Genomic DNA, 22,433 nt, shown 5'->3' with positions numbered 1-22,433 from the left:
TCCGCCTGTTGCTGGCGGTTGTTGCATTCCGCCTGTTGCTGGCGGTTGTTGCATTCCGCCTGTTGCTGGCGGTTGTTGCATTCCTCCTGTTGCTGGCGGTTGTTGCATTCCGCCTGTTGCTGGCGGTTGTTGCATTCCGCCTGTTGCTGGCGGTTGTTGCATTCCTCCTGTTGCTGGCGGTTGAGTTCCTCCTGTTGCTGGCGGTTGAGTTCCTCCTGTTGCTGGCGGTTGAGTTCCTCCTGTTGGTGGTGGTTGAGTTCCTCCGGTTGGTGGTTGTTGCATTCCTCCTGTGGATGGTTGTTGCATTCCTCCTGTGGATGGTTGTTGCATTCCTCCTGTGGATGGTTGTTGCATTCCTCCTGTTGGTGGTGGTTGAGTTCCTCCTGTTGGTGGTGGCGGTTGGATCTGTGTGGATGGGGTGGGTGGCGGTGGTGCGAATTTGGAGAGAATGGCAATGTTGCCTTGAGTACGATCGCTGGATAAGAGAATGCCGTTGATTTGTTCGGTTCCCGTAAAAATCCCGCCTACAGTCCCATTGGTTCTGGCATCGCCGACAATAAAGGGGGTTTCGCTATTTCCGCCATGCCGAATGACGATCGCCTCGTTGCCATTGGCATCAGCAGTATAAAGACTCGTCGGAATATCCAGGCGATCGCGCAAAGTCCCCGTGGCGCGAAACAATCCCTCCGTATTAATGTCTATCCTGCCACCTCTGCCGTTACTGCCTCCGGAGGCATCAATCGCAACGACTTCAATATCTCCAAAAGAGGTGAGGGAGACATTTCCGCCAGCGGAGATAATCTCACCCGTTTGAATCCCATTATTTCCAAAATCTGAACTTAAGGTGATATTACCACCACCAGAAGAGAGAATCGCATTGCTATCAATGAACAGTCCCCCATTTCCCGATTGATTTGCTGTGAGGGTAATGTCTCCCTGATTGGTTTGAATGTTACCATAGACGGCAATCCAATTTCCCGCTTCCGCAGTCAATCCGACTCCAGGGGTTTGAATGGCGACTGGGGTACTTACGGTAATGTCCTCCGTTGCTTGCAGGATGACATTGGTTGTCGCATTATTAATCAAGTCTACAGCGATCGCCGTGGGTTCGTCTAAATCCGGGTCCGCAAAGGCATCAACATCAGACAAATTAGCCGTATTTTCGGTACTGCTGACCACTTCTATATTTGTCGGATCCAGTAAAAGAATTCCCGATGTACCATAAGGTGCGAGGGTATTAACTGTCCCTTGAAAGTCTAAAAATTCCCGTCCCGATATTTCTACAAACCCGCCATTTTGGGGTAAGGCAGCAGGATGAGAACCCCCTCTGGCAGTGACTTGTCCATAGAAGCGAGTGGTTTCATCGGACCAGATAATGACTCGTCCTCCATCTGCTGGAGAGGGGGAAGTTGTGATTTCTGGTGGATCGGAGATCGAGAGTCCATCGGCATGAATGATGGTGTTTGCACTGACAAAGGTGCGGGTGGCGGTGGGAATTGTGCCATTGCCTTGAAAGTCGCCACCAATGCGGATTGTGCCACCGCCATCAATTCCGGAGGCATCGATCGCCGCATCGATGACAGCAACGCGATCGCCTACCAGGGTGATGCTTGGCAATGCCGACTGATCCGGCGTTTGGTCCGTGACATCGAGGGTTCCCGAGGCGATCGCATCCCCAATTTCGGCATCCAGACTGATTCCTGAACCTGTGAGTGCGATCGTGCCATCGGCATTGACTTCTACCCCAGTCGCATTATTGATGTTTCCCCCAGTGAGCAATTCCGCAAGTGAGAGGGGGTCCGGCAGTGATGCGAATTCCCCTCCCGATAGAACTCCCGATGTTCCCATCTCCAGATCTAAACTTAATAAATGTCCGGTTTGAGAGATGCGAACCCGATGTTGTCCGGGAATAGCAGCAAGGGTAATATGTCCTCCTGGACTAGACAGAGTACCGGCATTAAAAACAGTTCCTCCCATTAAAGTCAATACATGACCCGGTTGCAATTCCATCCGGCCAAAATTGGCAATGCTTCCCGGTTTCCAGGAGTCAAAAGCGAACAGCACCGGGGTTCCGACTAACTCCTGCCAATTTGCAGAACCCGTTGCACTAAACCAGGTATTACTATCAAATCCAATCCCCGTTGCTGTGGTGGCAAAAAAATCTCCGGGTATATTTAATTGGGCATTTTTGCCAAAAAGTATGCCAGCGGGATTCATCAAAAATAGATTAGCATTTCCTCCGGAGATTTGGATTAATCCATTGATGACTGAAGCGGTTCCTCCCGTAACTCGTCCGAGAATATTTTGAAGATGAGGGTTGGATTGAAAATTGGCAATTTCTCCAGGATTTAGACCAAATTTATCAAAACTATGGAACAGATTGACGCCATCTGTAGAGAGGGTCCCACCTTGAATATCATATTGAATTCCATTCCAGTGAACTTGGGTGCCAGTCCCATCCGTAGCGGGGAAAATTGCTTGCGCGAGAGATAAATTAACGTCCGTGAATACCGCCATGAGACTGAATAAAACAGGGTGAATTAATTTCATTGGGATGACTAGGTTAAGGAGGTTTGGAGTCAGAGGATACAGAAAATTTGGTCATTTAGGGTTTAGCGGGTACAAGAGATTGCATCAGGGAGAGGCGGTTGCATGGGATGGTTAGACGATCGCCTCAACAGGAACATTTCTGCAACAATCCGAGGGAAAAGCCACCGGAAGAGACAGCCCTACTGATAAAATAGGGGGAAAGCATTTAGGAATAGGGACCCGTGTTAGCGGCATTACTGTACGGAAAAGAAGACTTACGTTTAGAAATTGTACCGGATCCGACGCCAGATTTGGGGGAAGTCGTGATTCGGGTGAAAACTGCCACGACTTGCGGAACAGATTTGAAGGTATGGCGGCGTGGGGGTCATGCTAAGATGTTGCAACTTCCAACTTTATTTGGACATGAGGCAGCAGGGGAAATTGTGGCAATGGGGGAGGGGGTTCAGGGATGGCAAATAGGCAGTCGCGTGGTTGCCAATAATTCCGCCCCTTGCTTCAATTGTTTTTTCTGCGATCGCCACGCTTATTCCCTCTGTCCTAATCTAACATGGAATAATGGAACATTTGCTGAATATTTAAAAATTCCTGCTCCAATTGTTCAAGCTAATGTATTAGCTATTCCTCCTAATGTTCCCGATGAACTAGCCTCATTAACCGAACCCTTGGCCTGTGTTTTACATGGCATAGACCGTTCGCCGATTCAGCCCCAAGACCGGGTTATTGTGATTGGGGATGGAGCAATTGGATTAATGTTTGTGGCCGTTTTAGCAAACCGTTGCGCTCAAGTTATGTTATTCGGCGGTAATGATAATCGCTTGGACATTGGTAGACAATTGGGAGCATTTCAGACCTTTAATTATCATCAATTAGAGCAACCTATTCCTGAAGTGGTGAGAGGGTTTACTGATGGATGGGGTGCAGATGTCGTCATCGAAGCGACAGGCGTACCAGAAGTCTGGGAAACCGCCATCGCCTGTGGGCGTCCGGGTGCGATTATTAACCTATTCGGCGGTTGTCCTAAAGATACGACAATCACGGTAAATACGGAACGATTACATTACAGTGAAATGACTGTAAAAGGCGTATTTCATAACACTCCCTACCATGTCCGAGAAGCACTTTCTACCCTTGCCAGCAGACAGATTCCCTGGGAATTGTTAATCAGCGATCGCCGGTCCCTGAAAGACTTAGAAAGAACTTTCCAGGATATGCGCGATCGCCAGGTCATTAAAGTGGCGATCGTCCCCGGAGAATGAGCAAATTATGCAGAATTTAATTCATTTTAATATTTTTAAATGAATGAAAGTATTGACTGAAGAATCGGTTTAAGCATTAGAGAGTACCGGGTTTTGTCCTGAATGATTGAACCTGCTCTCTGGTGGATTCATCCCTCACTTAAAGCAATAAAAACAATGCTTTTTCTGAAAATAATTATGGTAAATTTCAGGACTCAGAACAACAGAAAGAATTTATACCGACCACTATTGTTTTCGGATTAGAGATAAATACTTACTCTGAAAACACCGAGTAAATCACCCCTACACTGTTATGAAAACTTCATAAATACCTAGGGGAAATACTATTGACATTCCCGGGAAATTAATGCTACGACTAAACCAGTACAACTCAATCATAAGAAAGACAGAATGAACACAAAGTTTTGGCTTAAAGGTTGCAAGTTTTCCGCTGTACTTGGCACAACCTTGGGATTATTGATGCCAGCATTGCCCCTGTTAGCTGTTGCGCCTTCCTCGAATCTTGCCGAGGATTCTAGTTTCGCCCAGTCCGGAGAATTGCTAATCGCGCAAAGCGGATGTTCACGGGCTACCATGATTGAACAATTCACAACTGACACCTATCAGGCTTTCATTTGTCAGGATGGAGATGGGGATTATTTTTATCAGGGTATCAACCGTTCCAATGGGGATTTGATTAACGTCTATGGTGTCACCTTCACCGACAGTGGATATTATATGGCCACGACTTACGATGACTACGGAAATGAGTACACTTACATGGTGGGTGACGCTTTAATGGTGTACGAAAATGGTGAGCAGATTTGGTATGAGCCAACCTATTAAACCTAAGATTCGGGTTTAATGAGAGTGACTCCCCTCTCAGTTTAACGATTTTTAAAGGTCTGAATTGGGTGCATTTACTTATTTTAAAAACCATTGAGATGAGGCAAAGTTTAAAACTGTCAGGGTTTGAGAAAAAGCTGATTATTGAATTCAAGTGAATATCAAATTGTTATAGAGCTTGTCTCAATGAATGGGACATTTTTTGGAGGGAGTGGGAGCATCTTGCTACCTAATTGCAGCAAGGGAGCAAGATGCTCCCACTCCTTTGGCGAATTGTCTAATTCATTGAGGAACTCTTTATACTGGACAATTGGGGATTGGCCTCACCCCCCTTGCCAAATGCCGGAATAGATACTTTGGACTGCGATCGCAATTCGATGTAAATCCTCCTTTAACAGAGGCGGCCAGTCTACTCCGGAGTTCCAACCACTTTCAAAAAGCTGCTGACTTTCCACCGTTAATAGATACAAGGCCCAGACCAAGTTGCGGTCTAAACTTTTGGCCTCTTTTAACCCCTCAAACACCACCTTAAGCGCTAATAGAATAGCCGTAACTTGACCGGGAATCGGTGGTTTTCCTTGTTGGAGACGGCGGAGTAAATCATCAGGGTTGCGCTGAGAACTTAGGGCAGTTCCCTGATCCATTAAAAAATTGTAGGCAGTTGGGTAATCCATCGGCTGTTTTTATCGAACAAAATTGGCAGGGTCGCACAGAGTTGCATCCTAACTGTAGCGCAAACCGAGAAGAGTGCGATCGCCTGGGATGGGAGCAGCCCGTTTGAGGCAGTGGTATCATTAAAAAATAAACTGAATTAATCTATACAAAATAAACTCCCATGAAAAACATAAAAGCTGCCTTGAACAAATTCCAGCAGCAAAGAAAAGGGTGGATGATTTTGGGCCTGGGAATGCTCAGTATTAGCCTGCCCTTACAGCCGATTTTATCCCTTGAAACAATGGGAATTTCACCCCAGTTCCAGAACCCTAATATAGAACAAAGACAGACCGGGGAATCCAGATCTTCTCATCCTCTCATCCTCACCCACCAAGACTCCATGCCCTATTTATCGCAATTAGAAGCACAGATTATTCGGGAAATGAATCAAGCGCGGGCCAATCCTGGCGAATATGCTAACAAACTCGAAACCCTGAAAAACTATTACGAAGGGAGACTGTTTAAACCACCGGGAGAAACCCCCATCCGCACCCAAGAAGGAATCAGCGCCGTTAATGAAGCCATTCTGGCCCTGCGAGGAATGGATTCCAAACCCTCCTTGCGACCCTCCCGAGGGATGTCTCAAGCGGCAGCGGATTTAGTCGAGTACCAAGGACCACGAGGGGAGACCGGACATACCGGCAGCGATCGCAGTACCCCCTTTGACCGCATGAACCGTTATGGACACTGGCGCGGGGGGGCCGCCGAAAACATCAGTTATGGTCCCGATACCGCCGAACAAGTGGTCATGCAACTGATTATCGATGATGGGGTCCCCAGTCGCGGTCACCGGGAGAACATCTTTAATGGTGAATTTCGCTGGACTGGGGTCGCCTGTGGTCCTCATGAAACTTACGGGCAAATGTGCGCGATCGTCTATGCCAATGGATATGACGAACAGGAGTAGTCTATAAAAACCCGCACCCTGTTCGCGCAGCGTTCCGCTAGGAAAGGGTGGGGCTACACAGACGAAGCCCGCCTGCGCGGGCTGAAGAGAAAATCGACTTTATATTTAACAACCGGATTTGATATAACGCCTGTCTTAGCCCGCGCAGGCGGGCTTTGTCCGTATAGCCCCACCCTTCAGGGTGCGGGTTTTTGCCGGATTAAACCCCATTTCCCCAACAATAAAGGCCCCTTTGAGCAGAACTTTGATTTTTGCGGCATACTTAGATATTTGTAAAAAAGTCATCCCTCACCGCCGCAATTGCTGGTTTTTCCATGACGCTCACGCAAGTTTGGGGTACATTACTGATTTTCATCCTCTGTCCAATCTTAGGGGCCTTACCCCTGATTGATTGGATCACTCGCGCCCTCACCGGCCAAAATTTGCGTCGGGTGGGAACCGGGAATATAGGGGTCTCTGCGGCCTTTTATCATGGGGGACGAGTTGCCGGTATCCTGGCGGTGATATCCGAGGCGTCAAAAGGAATTTTAGCCGTATTGCTGGCAAGGCAGTTTTTTCCCCAGAATCCAGAGTGGGAATTAATTGCCTTGATTGCCCTAGTGATGGGTCGGTATTGGAAAGGACGAGGGGCCGGGACCACCAATGTGGTTTGGGGGTTTTTCGTCCATGATCCGACTGCCTCGGGGTTGATTTTTTTGATTGGGGGGATTAGTTTTACTCTGGTGCGAGAGCGTCAGCAGGGTCGGACCTTAGTGTTGGTACTCCTGCCGCTGATTACGGCTGCCTTGCACTCCCAGCAAGTCGAACGAATCGCCGCTGCGATCGCCCTGGCGGTAATACTCTACTGGATTTACCAAAAAATGCCTGACGATTTAGATTTGCCTGCCACCAACAGTCATGAACAATCTCAGAAGATGTTTCGCTTTTTCCGAGGCGATCGCGCCCTGGTTTCTCTGGACAAACCCCTAGATGCCGCCAAAGTCGGCGCAAAAGCCGCCACCTTAGCCGCCCTCAAACAGTCCGGCTATCCCGTGCCCCAGGGATGGGTCCTGCCTCCCGGGGATGACCCATCCCCCTTGATTGCTCATCTCGACCCCTCGCCAGACTCTCCCTTAATTGTCCGGTCCTCCGCCATTGGCGAAGATAGCGAAACTGCCTCCGCTGCGGGTCAATATCTGTCTATTGCCAACGTCATCTCTCGCCCCAGTTTAAGCGAAGGGATTACTCGCTGCTTAACCTCCTACGATCGCCCCAATGCGGCTCAATATCGTCAGGATTCTAGTCCCCGAGGCCGATCCAGCAATCCTCGGCAAGGGGCAAGAGACGCGATGGCAGTCCTAATTCAACCCCAAATTCCCGGGGTGTTTTCCGGTGTTGCCTTTAGTCGGGACCCCATCGCCGGACAAGGGGATTTTGTGGCGATCGAAGCCCTCCCTGGAGACTGTTCCCGAGTCGTCTCCGGACAAGTCACCCCAGAACGTTACCAAGTCTTTATCTCCGCTACGGATGTGGATGCCAGCGCCACCTGGGAACTCCCCGAGGACCAACAACTCCCCCTCGAAGGCACCGGGGATGTCCCCCGGCGATTGCTGCAACAAGTCGCCTATCTCGTCCGCCATCTGGAAAACCACTACCACGGCATTCCCCAAGACATCGAATGGACCTACGATGGGGAGTCCCTCTGGCTATTACAGGCGCGTCCCATCACCACCCTGCTACCTATCTGGACCCGGAAAATCGCTGCCGAAGTCATTCCCGGCACCATTCGTCCCCTCACCTGGTCCTTAAATCGTCCCCTCACCTGTGGCGTTTGGGGGAAACTGTTTAGCCTCGTTTTAGGCAAACGCGCCCGTCATCTGGATTTTCTGCAAACCGCCACCCTGCATTTTTCTCATGCCTACTTTAATGCCTCCTTACTGGGGGAAATCTTTCTGCGGATGGGGTTACCCCCAGAAAGTCTGGAATTTTTGACCCGGGGTGCGCCCTTCAGCAAACCGCCCTTAACCTCGACCCTGATTTCTCTGCCCGGATTACTGCGCTTGCTGCGGCGAGAAATTCGCTTGGGATTTAATTTTGATGACCTAGAACAGGGGCGTTTGGCCCCCGCCTTGGCGGCATTGGAATCTCAGGAGGCCCTTTGCGTTGCCGATGACAAGGGACCGGGATCCGACGGTTCTTCCTTAACGCCTCAATCTCTGCTGCAACGGATCGATGAGATTTTGGAGTTGCTAGAGACCCTCACCTATTACAATATTTTGTCCCCCCTGAGTTTTGCCTTGAGGAAGGGAATGCTCAAAGTGGGCGATCGCGAACTGGATTATGGCAAAACTCCCGAAATTTCGGCAGTTCAGGCCCTCCAAGAAATCGCCAATGCCGCCCTGTTGGTGTTGCCGGACTTGGATGAAATTAGCCTTCCCGGGGATAAAACCGGAGATTGTTCTCAACTGTTTGCTGTCCTCGCTGAAATGCCCGAAGGACAAGCAATTTTTGACCAATTCGATGAGTTTCTCAACCGCTACGGTTATTTGAGCGATGTTGCCACGGATATCGCCGTTCCCACTTGGAAAGAAGACCCCCGTCCTGTGCGCCAACTGTTTACTCAGCAGTTGTTTCAACCTGTTCCTCTGGCAAACAAACCCACATCCCAACGCATCAAAGCCCAAATTGTTCAAAGTCGTCTCGACTTAAAGGGTCGGGTGGCGGTGATTTATAACAAGTTATTGGCCCATTTACGCTGGAGTTTTTTAGCACTAGAGCAGCAGTTTATAGAAGCCGAAATAATCGCTGAACCGGGGGATATTTTCTTTTTAGAGTTTGGAGAAATTCGGCAATTAATCGAAGGCTCAAATCGGGAATTAAGACCTAGAATCCGGGAATTAATTGCTCATCGACGGGATGACTTTGCCCGAAATAAAAAACTGAAATCGGTGCCTGCGGTGGTTTATGGAAATACACCGGCCCTGCCTTCGAGTGTAACTCGCACCGTCGTTGATATGTCTCAAGGATTGCGGGGAATTGGTGCGAGTGCAGGGGTGGTGGAAGGTCGAGTCAAAGTGCTTCGCAATTTACAAGAAGTTAGCCCGATTGATAAGGAAACGATTCTGGTTGTTGCTTACACCGATGCGGGGTGGTCGGCTGTATTAGCCCGCGCTGGAGGGTTGATTTCGGAGGTGGGTGGTCAACTCTCCCACGGGGCGATCGTGGCTCGTGAGTATGGAATTCCTGCGGTGATGGATGTTACTGATGCGACTTCTCGTCTTCACGATGGTCAATGGGTTCGGATTGATGGAGCACAAGGGACGGTGGTGATTGTGGGGGATGGATAAATGTGGGGATGATGGGTGGAGTGAAGATAACGACTGATACCGAATCCGGTTGTCAAAGGTCTGTAAAAATCCGCAGGCTGTTCGCGTAGCGTTCCGTAAGGAAAGCCTGGGGCTATACGGACAAAGCCCGCCTGCGCGGGCATCAAGAGTAAAAACGACTTTTGAACTCCGGATTTGGTATGAAGTCGTTACTACGAACGAAAAAAGAGAACGACTGAAGTCGTTACTACGAACTTTGACAAGATAACGACTGAAGTCGTTACTACGAACATAAGAAACGACTGAAGTCGTTACTACGAACTTTGACAAGATAACGACTGAAGTCGTTACTACGAACATCCTCCCCATCCTCCCCATCTCCCCCATCAACCAAGGACAAATGACCAAGGACCAATGACCAATGACAAATGACAAATGACAAATCCCCCCTCACTCCCCGCTTTTAAACATTTTGCCCATGAAATTGACCCAGACTGGACGGGGGAAAAAGCGGGGGAGATTAACAATGATGTGAGCTTTGAAGGTTCCGGTTACGACAACGGGCTGATTTTTTTCTAGGCCGCGTAGGGAGTCTTGAACGACTTTTTCGGGTGGGACAATGGTAACTTTTTGATTGTTGTTCATGGTCTGGGGAAACCCAGCTTGTTGGAAAAAGTTACTTTGGGTTGGACCGGGACAAAGGGCTTGAATGCGGAGGTTAAATTGGCGATTTTCGGCCCAGAGGGATTCGCTAAAACTGAGGACAAATGCTTTAGAAGCGGCATAAACGGACATATAGGGTAGGGGTTGAAAGCTGGCAATGGAGGCAACATTAATGATGCTGCCCGATCGCCGATGTTGCATTTCGGGTAAGACACAATGAGTCAGTTCGACGAGGGCGGCGATATTGAGGTGAATCATCTCTAATTGGCGAGTGCGGCTGCGACTGGCAAAGGGTCCGTAGTCTCCACATCCCGCATTATTAATCAGTAAATCAACGGTCAAATCTCGGTCTTTGATGGTTTGATAAACCTGGGTAGCCGCCTGGGGTTGTCCGAGGTCTTGGACAATGACTTCAACTTGAATGGGATACTGGTTTCGGAGTTCTTGGGCGAGGGTATTGAGTTGCTCTTGCGATCGCGCCACAAGAATCAAATTATAATGACGACGAGCCAGTTCTCGGGCAAATGCCGCACCAATTCCAGAAGATGCTCCCGTAATTAAAGCAGTTTCCATGCTCATCCCTATAATTTACTAAACGGTGAGTAGCCTAGAGCAACCGAATTATAAACCCTGGTTTCTGTCTGTGCCGATCGCCCGGATTCTCAGAAGGTAGGAAGGCCCCTACCTATTTCTTTCTGATACCAAATCCCGTTGTTAAAAGTCGGTTTTCTTTCTTAGCCCGCGCAGGCGGGCTTTGTCCGTATAGCCCCACCCTTCAGGGTGCAGGGTTTTATAGCCTTTGACCATTGGATGGAGTATGAGGTTCTGATTCGGCGCATTGCGGGTTAAAAGTCACGCCACCAAGAGCTGATCCTGCTACCCTTAAAGTATGGCTTTTGCGGGTTCTCAAGAGCTAAAAGAGAGCTAAAAGCGCCAACTGCGGTCCCCTTAATGGTAGAGTGTCAGTCTCCTATAAGGTAGCTGAAACCCCCACAATTGAGGATAATAGGGGAGAAGCCGATGCTGACCTACCCAGGAGCGATCGCCCTGATTCATTCCCGATGGGCGATTTCCAATCCCAAAGATTAGCCCATTCACTCTAACTTGATTCAACGGAGGAATCATCCCTAATTCCACAAGAATCTGACACTGTTGACTGCTGATTGGTTCAGTTTGGGCAAAGCCATCTTCTGAACCTGCCACGGATCTCTACCCATTCAGTCTTTGAGCGCCAAGACTATGACCAGGCAGAATGCCAAAGCCACCAGTCCCACCATCACCTGGACACAACACCCGATTACCGTCTTGCTCATTGACGATCAACCGATCATTGGTGAGGCAGTTAGTCGGATGCTTGTAGATGAAGAAGATATTATTTTTCACTACTGCCAGGACCCTCTGGATGGCGTTCGACAAGCCACGGAAATTTCCCCCACGGTGATTTTGCAAGATTTAGTCATGCCGGATGTGGACGGGCTATTATTGCTGCGGTTTTTTCGCGCCAATGCCGCCACTCGGGACATTCCCATGATTGTCCTGTCGGTAAAAGAAGAAGCCAAGCTCAAAGCTGAAGCCTTTGCCGCCGGTGCCAATGATTATTTAGTGAAACTCCCCGACCCCATCGAACTTCTGGCTCGAATTCGCTACCATTCTCAAGCTTATATTAGTCGTTTGCAACGGGATGAGGCGTATCAGGCACTCCAGGAAAGTGAACTGCGCCTGCGCGGTGTTCTGGAAAATATGCCGGTGATGTTGACTGCCTTTGATGTCGAGGGAAATATTATCGTCTGGAACCGTGAGTGTGAAAGAGTCACGGGCTATTCGGCTGAGGAAATTATTGGCAATCCCCAAGCTAAACACCTGTTCTCGGATCGCGCTTCAGGGAGTGGGAGATCGAGCGAGTTAAGTGCACCCTCTACCTCGCCGATTGTCGAGCCTTTGCCGTCGGTGAATACCCTACGGGATGCCATTATTGAAGAAGTGAATAAAGCGCGCAATCATGGACGTGCCCGGGAATGGCAAATTACCTGCAAAGATGGCACGATCAAGACTGTGGCTTGGTCTAATATCAGCTCACGCTTCCCGATCGCCAGTTGGGCTGGATGGGGAATTGGCATTGATATTACCGAGCGCAAACAAGCCGAACTGGCGCAAGAACAAGAATATCAGCAACTCCGGCAATTTATTAAAAATGCCCCGATCGCAATGGCGATGTTTGATACGGAAATGCGCTTTCTGGCCTACAGCAACCAATGGCTTACGGATCATAATTTAGTTTCCCAAAGTCTTTTGGGTTGCAGTTACTATGATATCTTTCCCGATATCAAAGCAGACTGGAAAGAAATCCATCAACAGGGATTACAAGGAAAATTTATTTCTCGCACAGAGGATAAATGGGAACGGGCGGATGGTTCGGTCTTATACTTTCGCTGGGCGGTTCAGCCTTGGTACGTCAATCCCCTCAATTCTACAGAAGATGGGGAGGCGATCGGGGGTCTGATTATCGTGGCCGATCGCGTGGATGAATTGATCAAAACCCGCGAAGCCGCCCTAGAAGCATCTCAAGCCAAATCACAATTTCTCGCCAATATGAGCCATGAAATCCGCACGCCTATGCATGGCGTCCTCGGGATGGCGGGGTTGATGCTGCATACAGAACTCACTCCCAAACAGCAGGAATATACAGAAACCATTCGGATTTCTGCCAAACATTTACTGGGAATTATTAACGATATCCTCGATTTCTCCAAACTGGAAGCCGGAGAAATGCACTTAGAAACCTTGGACTTTGACTTATATGAATGTCTGCAAGATGTGGTGAACTTATTTAAACCTCAAGCAGAAGACCAGGGCCTAATCTTAAAACTGCATTGTGAGGAAAATCTGCCCCGATTTGTGCGGGGTGACCCCAGCCGGTTGCGCCAAATTTTACTCAATTTAGTCAGTAATGCAATTAAATTTACCCCCTCCGGTTCTATTTCCCTAAAAGCTAAACTCGATGGAAAAACCAACCGCAAGACGCAGGTTTATTTTCAAGTCACCGATACGGGAATCGGAATTCCCCCGTCCGCCCAAGCTAAACTGTTTCAATCTTTCTCCCAAGTCGATCCTTCCACCAGTCGTCAGTATGGCGGAACGGGCTTAGGACTGGCAATTTGTGAGCAATTGGTCTCGATTATGCAGGGGAAAATTGGTGTCACCAGTGAAGTTAATCAGGGTTCAACTTTTTGGTTTACCCTGCAATTTCAGCCGGCCAATGGTCGTCGGAAAACGACAGGGGAATCTCCAGAAGCAATAGAGTGGGATTCCTTAGAAAAAACGGGCGATCGCTCTATGTCCCCTGGAAAAAAAGACCTGAAAATTTTGGTGGTAGAAGATCACTTAATCAATCAAACTGTTATACTGTCTCAGCTTGAATCCCTCGGCTACCAGGCAGACTGTGTGGCGAATGGTCTCGAAGCACTCAAGTGCCTAGAAGCCCAAAATTATGATATTGTCTTGATGGATTGCCAGATGCCTTTGATGGATGGTTATACCGCGACTCAGGAATTACGTCGGCGAGAGGGGAATCAAAATCGCACCGTTGTGATTGCCTTGACTGCCCATGCCATGAAAGCCGATCGCGAGAAATGTTTAGCGTCCGGCATGGATGACTATTTGAGCAAACCCGTGGATGAAGAGGATTTAGCCCGAATCGTACAGCGATGGGCTCAGAAAATTCCTCTGAGTCCAGTGAGTCATTCCCTTGGGGCGACAGACTCAGAATTGGCGGAATCCGGTGCTCTCGTCCCTGTGAATTCAATCTATTCCTCTACCGTTCATGGCAATGGTTCGGGAATCAACTCCCCGGATTTAACCCTCCCGATCGATCGCGATCGCCTGGAAAAAATCTCTCGGGGTAAAATCTCGGTCAAACGGCAACTGCTGCAAATGTTTCTAGAAACCGCCTCCCAAGATTTACAGCCGTTAGAACGGGCGATCGCCTCCCAAGACTATTCTCAGGTGAAGCATTTCGCCCACCGCCTCAAAGGTTCTGCTGCAAATATGGGGGTTCCCATTCTCTCCGATCGCGCCAAGGAACTGGAAGAAATGGCCTGTCAACAAAGTCTGGAGGGTTCCACTGAACTCTTAGACTCGTTTCGTGAACTCCTCGATGCGGTGGATGTATTTATTGAAACGGAACTGACTTGATGATTGCCCTTTTTTAGAACAATCTTCCGTTTTTCGTTCACGCAGTCGCCCACTGTTCTAAGGCAGAAGTTGGCGATTCCCGGTTCTCCCCTTGTAACCGAATGGTTGCAGATTCTGCTTCCTCCTTTCCCCTCTCGGCAGTGGCATCCTGACGCAAAGGCAGAACAATTTTAAACTCCGTGCCCTGTCCCAAAATTGAGCTACAGGTAAACGACCCTTGATGCTTCTCGACAATAATTTGATAGCTAATTGACAATCCCAGTCCCGTCCCTTTGCCCATTGGTTTGGTGGTGAAAAAAGGTTCAAATAGTCGGTCCTGAATCTCCCTGGGAATTCCTGGACCATTATCAGTGATTTGAATGACCAGGGCATCATTCTGGAGCTCGGTGTGAATCGAAATCCTGGGGGCCCGAGGGGTCCGACTTATTTGGGGCGATCGCCCACAGATTTCTCCGCTTTCAAATCCAGAGGAATTCCCAAGTTCCAACGCATCGATCGCATTGCCAATCAGATTAATAAAAACTTGATTGAGTTGTCCAATACAGCATTCTATTTCCGGTACGTTCCCATAATTTTTGACGACTTGAATTTGATTCGCTTTTAGCCGATGCTGTAAAATTACTAAACTACTCTCAATCCCTTGATGAATATCAACCTGGATTCTTCGTCCCTGGTCCATCCGGGAGAAATTCCTCATATCATTAGAAATTTCTTGGATGCGATCGACCCCCACTTGCAAAGACGACATTAAATTCGGTAAATCTTCACAGATAAACTCCCAATCTATCTCCTGAATAAACCCTTTAACCTCGGGAGTCGGGTCTGGATTTGACTTTTGGTAAAGTTCCACCAGGTCTAATAAATCCTCAGTATATTGGCGAGCATGAGTAATATTACCCGCAATAAATTGCAGGGGATTATTGATTTCATGGGCAATCCCAGCCACCAACTGCCCGAGGGCCGACATTTTTTCGGCATGAATCAGTTGAGTTTGGGTATTTTGCAGGTTTTCTACTGTTTGCCGGAGTTCTTTCGTGCGTTCCTCAACTCGCTGTTCTAAACTTTCATGCATCAATTGCAGTTCCCGATAGGCTTCCTGCTGTTTTAAAAAATTAATATAAGCCTTGGAGTGATAGCGGATCCGGGCAATCAACTCAATGGGATCCGGAAATTTGATTAAGTAGTCACTGGCACCTGCTGCAAATGCTTCTCCCTTGAGACTGACTTCTTCCTTCGTAGAGAGGACCAACACTGGAATTTCCCGAGTTTGGGGATTCGCCCTCAAAAAGCGGAGTACCATTAATCCATCAATTTCGGGCATGACTAAATCCAGTAAAATTACGGTAGGCGAACATTCAATTGCCATCGGAATCGCCCGAACTGGATCGCCACAGTAACAAAACTTAATATCGGTTTCAGACTCAACTGTTCGCCTTAAAACCTCTCCAACTATAGGGCGATCATCGATTAGTAAAATTGTGATCGGATAGTTTTTTTGCGAAAAATATGGGGTGATTTGTTGTGAAGCTAAATGTTTGCCTAGTGGTTCTTTCATTGCTTTAATCCCGGGATTTTATTACACAAATGATTTATCCAAAACTTGACTGAGAAATACCGTAATTTCACTGAAATTACCGAATTGATTTCTGAGCTATGTCGGATTGATTTATCTTTTTAATTTTTCAAACTCGTTAAACATACTATCAAGGTACATTGACCTATCTTGCTAGAAAAAAGATGGTTTTAAACCCTGATTTATTAACTATATCAAAAAAAATCGCAGCTATCTATAAATTGGGTGGGTATAACTGATGATCTGAGGTGCAAATCAGAAAAACTTGGACCCGAGGCTGAGGATTTTTCAACGGTTTTATTACCACAAAAAGGGATATTTGTCAAGCATTGGGGCGACCAAGCAGCCCAGTTTTCCCAAGGTTGGACCTCTAGTTTGCTGGAAACATCGGAAACCTGTTTAACGGGGAAGACTCTGCCATTGATTCTAATGAAGCGCGTTAAATGGATGAAGCAATGGAACAGAATTTCCCAGAAACGGGAAAAAGGCGATCGCCTCCTTCTTAAGGGTAGGGCTGTTTCATTCTCCCAGCCCAATTAATTTTGCATTGTTCAATCACTTTATCTGGCCGGGGATACAGGCATATTCCCCTCCCATGGAGGGGTGTCCCCAAGGGACGGGGTGGTGTCTTGATTAGGAAGAGACAGATACTTTTGAGTAAAGAAGCAGCGCTCAATACTTGATTACTAGCTAGAATTTACCACCCCGCCCCTGCGGGGCACCCCTCCACGGGAGGGGAATTTTGGGGCAGATTCCCCTCCCGTGGAGGGGTGTCCCGAAGGGACGGGGTGGTTTCTATTTTTTAGTTTCAACTTAGGAAATCAGGCCAAAAACCCTTGTTCTGTGAAGCTTACAGGGCCAGGAAAATTTGACAATGAAACAGCCCTACCCTTCTTAAAGGGCGTTGGGGGGATCAATCCTTTTTTTTGCAAGAGGTCTAATCATCAAAGGGTGGGGGATTCCCCACCCTCTGATTGACTTACATGGACTTACAAGGAAGTGCCACATTCACTACAACACTTGTGGCTGGCGGGGTTGAGATGACCGCAGGCGGAACAAGTGAGTTGATTGCTCACGGCAGACTCCTCTAAGTGAGGGTGCAATCCCAGCATCCGATCGTTGCCGGTACCGGGGACCACCATTGGATAGCAGTCTTCGTTGCGGGTGACCCGGATATCCAGAAGCATGGCCCCATCATGGGCGAGGAATTGGGCGATCGCCCCAGGGAGTTCTTCGCGCGATCGCACTGCTAAACTCTTGATGCCATAGATTTCCGCTAACTTGGCAAAATCCGGCGTTCCTTTCTCCAAATTCGTCGCTTCATAGCGATCGCCATAGAACAAATGTTGCCACTGGCGGACCATGCCTAACCAGCCATTATTCAAAATGGCAATTTTCACCTTAATGCCATACTGGGCGATCGTCCCGAGTTCCTGCATATTCATCTGGAAACTGCCATCGCCGCTAATACAGATCACCTCTTCATCCGGGAGGGCTTTTTTCACCCCCACTGCTGCGGGTAATCCATATCCCATCGTCCCTAACCCACCACTGGAGATCCACCGACGCGGCCCATTTTTCAAAAATTGGGCGGACCACATTTGATGCTGACCCACATCGGTGGTATAGTAAGCCGTCGGTGCATGACGCCCAATTTCCGCAATCACTTCTTGGGGAGATAAGCCATCTGCCGGAGTGGGAATTTCTAGGGGATATTCGTGCCGCCACTGTACTAGGCGATCGCGCCAGGGTTTCGTTTGTGCTTCCTCCACCCCATTGCCTAATTCCCGATTGCGGTGCAATAAATCAATCAACACCTGTCGCACATCCCCGACAATCGGCACATCAGGTTTGCGGTTTTTCCCCACCTCCGCCGGGTCGATCTCAATGTGAATCACCTTGGCATTCCGGGCAAAATCCTCTAACTTGCCTGTTACGCGATCGTCAAAGCGAGCACCGACAGCAATCAATAAATCACAAGCACTCACCGCAAAGTTCGCATAAGCGGTCCCATGCATCCCTAACATTCCGAGAGACAGGGGATGATGCTCATCAAAGGACCCTTTCCCCATCAAGGTAGTACAGACGGGGAGATGGAAATGTTCGGCGAGTTCCAAAATTTCCGCATGAGCACCGGAGGCGATCGCCCCACCACCCACATATAATAAAGGACGCTCTGCCTCCCGAATCAAACTCAAAGCGCGATCGATTTGCCGGTTGTTGCCTTTCACCGTCGGACGGTATCCAGGCAAACTGACATTCCCAGGTTGTACCGGAGTATAGTCAAACTCCTGAGAACCCACATCTTTCGGAACATCAATCAAAACCGGGCCCGGTCTTCCCGTACTCGCCAGATAAAACGCCTCGGCAATAATTTGTGCCATATCCTTGGGATCGCGCACGACATAAGAGTGTTTGACAATCGGTAAAGCGATCCCGAAAATATCGATCTCTTGAAACGCATCACTGCCGATCGCCGCCCGAGGCACCTGCCCCGTAATCGCCACCATTGGCACTGAATCTAAATAAGCCGTAGCGATCCCCGTCACAAGATTCGTTGCACCGGGTCCAGAAGTGGCCAAACAGACCCCCACCTTCCCCGTAGCCCTTGCATAGCCATCTGCTGCATGAGCTGCACCTTGTTCATGTCGGACCAAAATATGCTGCATTTCTCCAGCCGCTTCGGCCTTATAGAGTTCATCATAAATCGGCAGGTTCGCGCCACCTGGATACCCAAAAATATGCTTGACACCGTGGCGTTTCAAACTATCAATTAAGGCAAAAGCGCCGGATACGCGCTTGACTTCTACACTGGTTGCTTGCACGGGATACCTCTGCTCTTTTTTGCTACTTCGGGATTGTTTTACTCAGCTTTTTTGTGCTAGATCCTACAGTTTCACCACACGAATCCCGATTTTTTTGGCTTAGGAAAGAACGATAAACGTTTGATAGCGTGCAGTTCTGTTTCCTACGACACGCTTATCACCTAATTGGGGCGATCGCAGTTTATTTCTGCTGCGTACCCACAACTGGTGGTAACCTTTATTTCTCAATTACAATCATGCCCTAAATTTTAGAAAAAAGGATTAATCTTGATATTTATTTAACAACTGGAGGGCAGATGCCGAAGACTTCCGTGGGTAGTCTTGATAACAAAGAGCTTTGAATCCGCCCCCTACCTAGTTTCTGGTCCCTGCAATCGATTAGAAACCGGGTTTCTTTCACAGATCTCTGGATGAGCAACCAATTTGGGCAAGAAACCCGGTTTCTGGTCCCTGCAATTGGTTAGAAACCGGGTTTCTTGCGGCTAATTTGGCTATCAGTCACTAATCTAGGACAGAAACCCGGTTTCTGGTCCTTAACCGGGCATTGTGAGACGATCGGGATGAGGATTGTTGCTACAGATTCATAGGGGTACAAATAACTGACAACTTCTTTCCGTGGGTTTGTTCACCTCACTCAACCGAGAGGTGACAAAGCGATCGAGCCAATTTTCCAGATAAGCGCGGTTAGCTTGCTGTTGTTCCGGTTCCTTCGTGTCTAAGGGATGAGGTGCCAGACCCTTAATCGCGGCAGTGGTGACGCAAAACATCGATTTCTGAAAACTTTGGCAAATTTGCACCCGCAGATCGTCTTCTCCCCGACAACTATTGCGATACACCTCATGCAAATAGTCCGGTAGATAGTGCCGCATATCTTGCATCAACAAAGTGGGAGGAATTCCCGCTGCACCCGTGGGTAAGGGGTCCGCATAAAGCGCGCCATAACTAAACTGCCGTTGAAACTCAGGAATTTGATGCGCTTGAGCATTATAAGAAATCGTCCCCGGAAACGGAGTGCCTCGGAAAAAGACCGCCTCAACATAAGGCACCGCTGTATCCGCTAGAAAGGTTAGTCCCGCTTCTTTGGGCAGAATATCATAAACCCGATCCCCTATTTTCACGGAATAAGTAATGGGGGTACTGGCATCGGCAACTAAGCCATTTAGGATATGATTAACCACTTGAGAAATGGAAGTAATTTCTCCCGCATCATAGCCGTCGCTCAGAGAGATGAACATATCGCTCATGATCCGCCAAAACTGGCCCAAGGCACTGTAGTAAGCAAGCTGGCGTACCTGTTCAAGCAAAAATTCAGGAAAGAGCTTGTTTAAGCCCAAGATAACCGGATTAAACTTAAACTGCCGCTGAATTGCTGCTTCAGCGAGTTGCTTAAATTCCGGACTATCCACATACTCATCTAGGCCGCCGCCGCCATGCCAAAACATGGCTTTCATGCAATATTCGGCATATTCAAAATTAATGCGATCGTGGAACCAATGTCGAAATAATTTGGGGAATGAAAATTCTCCATTAAAGTATTTGAAAAATGGAAATAATACCAGAAATTGATGGTTTGCAATATAAATTAAATTGCGAGAATAGGCATCTAAAACGACGCCATAGCTTTTGAGGATTCCCACCACTTCTATCAAATTTTCGGGAGAATCCGGGAGCAAATCACCCCCCGCTTCTAGGCGTTCGATATATTCAATTAAAGGATGGTTAGAATCTTTTATTTTTGATAAGGTCATTTTTTGTGTTCTCCTAAATCAATAGCAAGGGAAATTATTTAATAGGGTACGAATTTAATTTTGGTTTCCTCTATCATGACAGCCAAACTGAGGGGAAAGAAACCCCCGGGAGGGTGAAGTTAAACCCGACGGCAGAGGGTTCAACCTCCACCCGTCGGTTTAAATTTCAGGGATTGAGGGAGAAGAGGGTGGGGATACGGGATTCATCGGCAGGGGCGATCGCCTCTGGGTGAACTACTGCACTCAGGGTAGGCCGTCCCAGACTCAAGGCTGTAGCTGCGGTTTCACTATAAGCAACCAAGCCACTGGGAAGCAAGCCTAAAATCACGACAAACACCGCTAAGACGATCGCCGGAATGCGATCGGACCACTGCACCGGCGGCAAATTCACCACCTGCTCAGACAACCGACCAAAAAAGGCCCGGTTAATCAGCAACAAGAAATAAACCGCCGTTAACCCGGTCCCAATCATACTCAACAGCGTTTGCACCGGAAACACGGGTAAGCTGCCGCGAAAGATAATAAACTCCGCAATAAATCCCGCCATCCCGGGAATCCCCGCACTCGCCATCACCGCCAGCACCATCAAGGACCCAATCATCGGCAACCCGCGTTCTGGATTCAACAACCCATGCAACACGCGCAAGTCCCGAGTCCCCGCTTTCTTGTAAAGCACCCCAACCAACAGAAACAGTAAGGCCGAAATCAATCCATGACTGACCATTTGGAACACTGCGCCGACAATGCTCACCGGCGTATTAGCAGCACAAGCCAGGAGAATATACCCCATGTGGGCCACGGAACTAAAGGCCACCATTTTTTTCATATCAGTTTGGGAAATGGCACTAAACGCTCCATACAGAACGCTCACCACCGCCACCGTGGCTAACCAAGGAGCCCAATAAGCCCAAGCATCGGGAAATAAACCGACTCCAAAGCGCAATAATCCGTAGGTTCCTAACTTCAACAACACCCCGGCTAACATCACCGAAATCGGCGTCGAGGCTTCCACGTGAGCATCGGGTAACCAGGTATGGAAAGGAACAATCGGGGTTTTGATGGCAAATCCGATTAATAAAGGCGCTAACAGCAGCAGTTGCGATTTTAACGGCAATGATGCACCGGCAAAGGCTTGATAAGCAAAGCTATCGGCATGGGTGAGCCAAACCAAGCCTAAAAATGAGGCAAGAATTAAGATCCCAGAAATAGCGGTATAGAGTAAAAACTTGGTGGCTGCATAACCCCGCCTTGCTCCCCCCCAAATGGCAATGAGCAGATAAAGAGGGATGAGTTCGATTTCATAGAACAGGAAAAACAGCAGTAAGTCTTGAGCGAGGAAGGCACCGGCAACACCGGCATTCAGCAGCAAGATTAAAGCGTAGTACAATCGCGGACGGGTAATCGCCTCGTTGGTACTGTAGAGGGCGATCAGGGTAAGCAAACCATTTAAGAGGATTAAGGGTAAAGACAACCCATCTAATCCGAGGCGGTAGCTCAACCCGAGATATTCTAGCCAGGGAAGATTTTCCTCGAACTGTAATCCGACCCCAGTCGGGTCAAATTGACTGACGAGAATCAGAGACCAGATGAAGGAGGTAAAGGCGATCGCCAAGGCAATCTGACGCGATCGCTTTGGGTTCATCTGGTTAGGGAAAAATCCAATCAGAGCAGCACCGATCGTCGGCACCCAGATTAAAGCACTCAGCATCGATAAATTCTATAGGGTCTTTTTAACGGCAATCTATTACGGACGGGGTGAGAGAGTTTGAAAGCATTAGGGATTTAACAGTCCCCTGACTTACACCTTTCTTCTAAATGTGGCCTGACTTACGCCTATTTTCCAAGCCATCCGTCAATGTAGGGGCGATTCGCGAAT

Annotated in this window: 13 protein-coding genes; 5 read left to right on the top strand and 8 right to left on the bottom strand. The window is 48.4% G+C overall.

Annotated features, from left to right (window positions below; translation table 11 throughout):
* A partial coding sequence (locus NG833_RS22335; protein WP_254567480.1) for a filamentous hemagglutinin N-terminal domain-containing protein occupies nucleotides 1-2,550 on the bottom strand: 2,550 nt, incomplete at its 3' end.
* 221 nt (nucleotides 2,551-2,771) lie between these two features.
* On the opposite strand from NG833_RS22335, the gene NG833_RS22330 reads away from it, so the two are divergent.
* Nucleotides 2,772-3,806 (top strand): alcohol dehydrogenase catalytic domain-containing protein, encoded by a 1,035-nt coding sequence (locus NG833_RS22330; protein ID WP_254567479.1) that lies wholly within the window; start codon nucleotides 2,772-2,774, stop codon nucleotides 3,804-3,806.
* A gap of 459 nt (nucleotides 3,807-4,265) precedes the next feature.
* Nucleotides 4,266-4,631 (top strand): hypothetical protein, encoded by a 366-nt coding sequence (locus NG833_RS22325; RefSeq protein WP_254567478.1) that lies wholly within the window; start codon nucleotides 4,266-4,268, stop codon nucleotides 4,629-4,631.
* Between the two features lie 323 nt (nucleotides 4,632-4,954).
* Here NG833_RS22325 and NG833_RS22320 read toward each other — a convergent pair whose 3' ends face one another.
* Entirely contained in the window at nucleotides 4,955-5,305 is a 351-nt protein-coding gene (locus NG833_RS22320; RefSeq protein WP_254567477.1) for a Dethiobiotin synthetase, read from the bottom strand.
* A gap of 161 nt (nucleotides 5,306-5,466) precedes the next feature.
* Here NG833_RS22320 and NG833_RS22315 point away from each other — a divergent pair, with 161 nt between their 5' ends.
* Both NG833_RS22315 and NG833_RS22310 read left to right on the top strand, forming a co-directional pair.
* Nucleotides 5,467-6,252 (top strand): CAP domain-containing protein, encoded by a 786-nt coding sequence (locus NG833_RS22315; RefSeq protein WP_254567476.1) that lies wholly within the window; start codon nucleotides 5,467-5,469, stop codon nucleotides 6,250-6,252.
* A 314-nt stretch (nucleotides 6,253-6,566) separates the two neighbouring features.
* Nucleotides 6,567-9,578 carry a glycerol-3-phosphate acyltransferase gene (locus NG833_RS22310; RefSeq protein WP_254567475.1) on the top strand — a complete coding sequence of 1,004 codons (3,012 nt, stop codon included), beginning with the start codon at nucleotides 6,567-6,569 and terminating at the stop codon, nucleotides 9,576-9,578.
* 429 nt (nucleotides 9,579-10,007) lie between these two features.
* Here the strand turns inward: NG833_RS22310 and NG833_RS22305 are convergent, their stop codons facing one another.
* Nucleotides 10,008-10,793, bottom strand: coding sequence for an SDR family oxidoreductase (locus NG833_RS22305; RefSeq protein ID WP_254567474.1), 786 nt, complete (start codon nucleotides 10,791-10,793; stop codon nucleotides 10,008-10,010).
* 375 nt (nucleotides 10,794-11,168) lie between these two features.
* Nucleotides 11,169-11,423 (bottom strand): hypothetical protein, encoded by a 255-nt coding sequence (locus tag NG833_RS22300; protein WP_254567473.1) that lies wholly within the window; start codon nucleotides 11,421-11,423, stop codon nucleotides 11,169-11,171.
* Between the two features lie 21 nt (nucleotides 11,424-11,444).
* Between NG833_RS22300 and NG833_RS22290 the strand changes: the two genes are divergently transcribed.
* Nucleotides 11,445-14,411 (top strand): response regulator, encoded by a 2,967-nt coding sequence (locus tag NG833_RS22290; protein WP_305885000.1) that lies wholly within the window; start codon nucleotides 11,445-11,447, stop codon nucleotides 14,409-14,411.
* 37 nt (nucleotides 14,412-14,448) lie between these two features.
* Here NG833_RS22290 and NG833_RS22285 read toward each other — a convergent pair whose 3' ends face one another.
* The 4 genes from NG833_RS22285 to NG833_RS22270 all read right to left on the bottom strand — a co-directional run bounded on the left by NG833_RS22285 (nucleotide 14,449) and on the right by NG833_RS22270 (nucleotide 22,265).
* Complete coding sequence (locus NG833_RS22285; RefSeq protein ID WP_254567472.1) at nucleotides 14,449-15,966, bottom strand: ATP-binding protein; 1,518 nt, start codon at nucleotides 15,964-15,966, stop codon at nucleotides 14,449-14,451.
* 1,007 nt (nucleotides 15,967-16,973) lie between these two features.
* On the bottom strand, nucleotides 16,974-18,809 hold the full coding sequence (gene ilvB, locus NG833_RS22280; protein ID WP_254567471.1) for a biosynthetic-type acetolactate synthase large subunit: 1,836 nt from the start codon (nucleotides 18,807-18,809) through the stop codon (nucleotides 16,974-16,976).
* Between the two features lie 581 nt (nucleotides 18,810-19,390).
* A complete protein-coding gene (locus NG833_RS22275; RefSeq protein ID WP_254567470.1) occupies nucleotides 19,391-20,557 on the bottom strand; it encodes a CO2 hydration protein in 1,167 nt (388 codons plus the stop codon).
* A gap of 166 nt (nucleotides 20,558-20,723) precedes the next feature.
* Nucleotides 20,724-22,265 (bottom strand): NADH-quinone oxidoreductase subunit M, encoded by a 1,542-nt coding sequence (locus NG833_RS22270; protein ID WP_254567469.1) that lies wholly within the window; start codon nucleotides 22,263-22,265, stop codon nucleotides 20,724-20,726.
* Nucleotides 22,266-22,433 lie beyond the last annotated feature (168 nt).

This window comes from Oscillatoria sp. HE19RPO (assembly GCF_024220515.1).
In the GTDB taxonomy this organism is placed as follows: domain Bacteria; phylum Cyanobacteriota; class Cyanobacteriia; order Cyanobacteriales; family Laspinemataceae; genus Laspinema.
Note: the sequence above shows the minus strand (reverse complement) of the source record. Positions and strands in the feature narration are given on the sequence as shown.

Bases quoted from the DNA above. Each gene is read 5' to 3' on its own strand.
- NG833_RS22310 (WP_254567475.1), top strand. From the start codon at position 6,567: ATGACGCTCACGCAAGTTTGGGGTACATTACTGATTTTCATCCTCTGT.
- NG833_RS22305 (WP_254567474.1), bottom strand. From the start codon at position 10,793: ATGGAAACTGCTTTAATTACGGGAGCATCTTCTGGAATTGGTGCGGCA.
- NG833_RS22275 (WP_254567470.1), bottom strand. From the start codon at position 20,557: ATGACCTTATCAAAAATAAAAGATTCTAACCATCCTTTAATTGAATAT.
- NG833_RS22270 (WP_254567469.1), bottom strand. From the start codon at position 22,265: ATGCTGAGTGCTTTAATCTGGGTGCCGACGATCGGTGCTGCTCTGATT.
- NG833_RS22285 (WP_254567472.1), bottom strand. From the start codon at position 15,966: ATGAAAGAACCACTAGGCAAACATTTAGCTTCACAACAAATCACCCCA.
- NG833_RS22320 (WP_254567477.1), bottom strand. From the start codon at position 5,305: ATGGATTACCCAACTGCCTACAATTTTTTAATGGATCAGGGAACTGCC.
- NG833_RS22315 (WP_254567476.1), top strand. From the start codon at position 5,467: ATGAAAAACATAAAAGCTGCCTTGAACAAATTCCAGCAGCAAAGAAAA.
- NG833_RS22325 (WP_254567478.1), top strand. From the start codon at position 4,266: ATGCCAGCATTGCCCCTGTTAGCTGTTGCGCCTTCCTCGAATCTTGCC.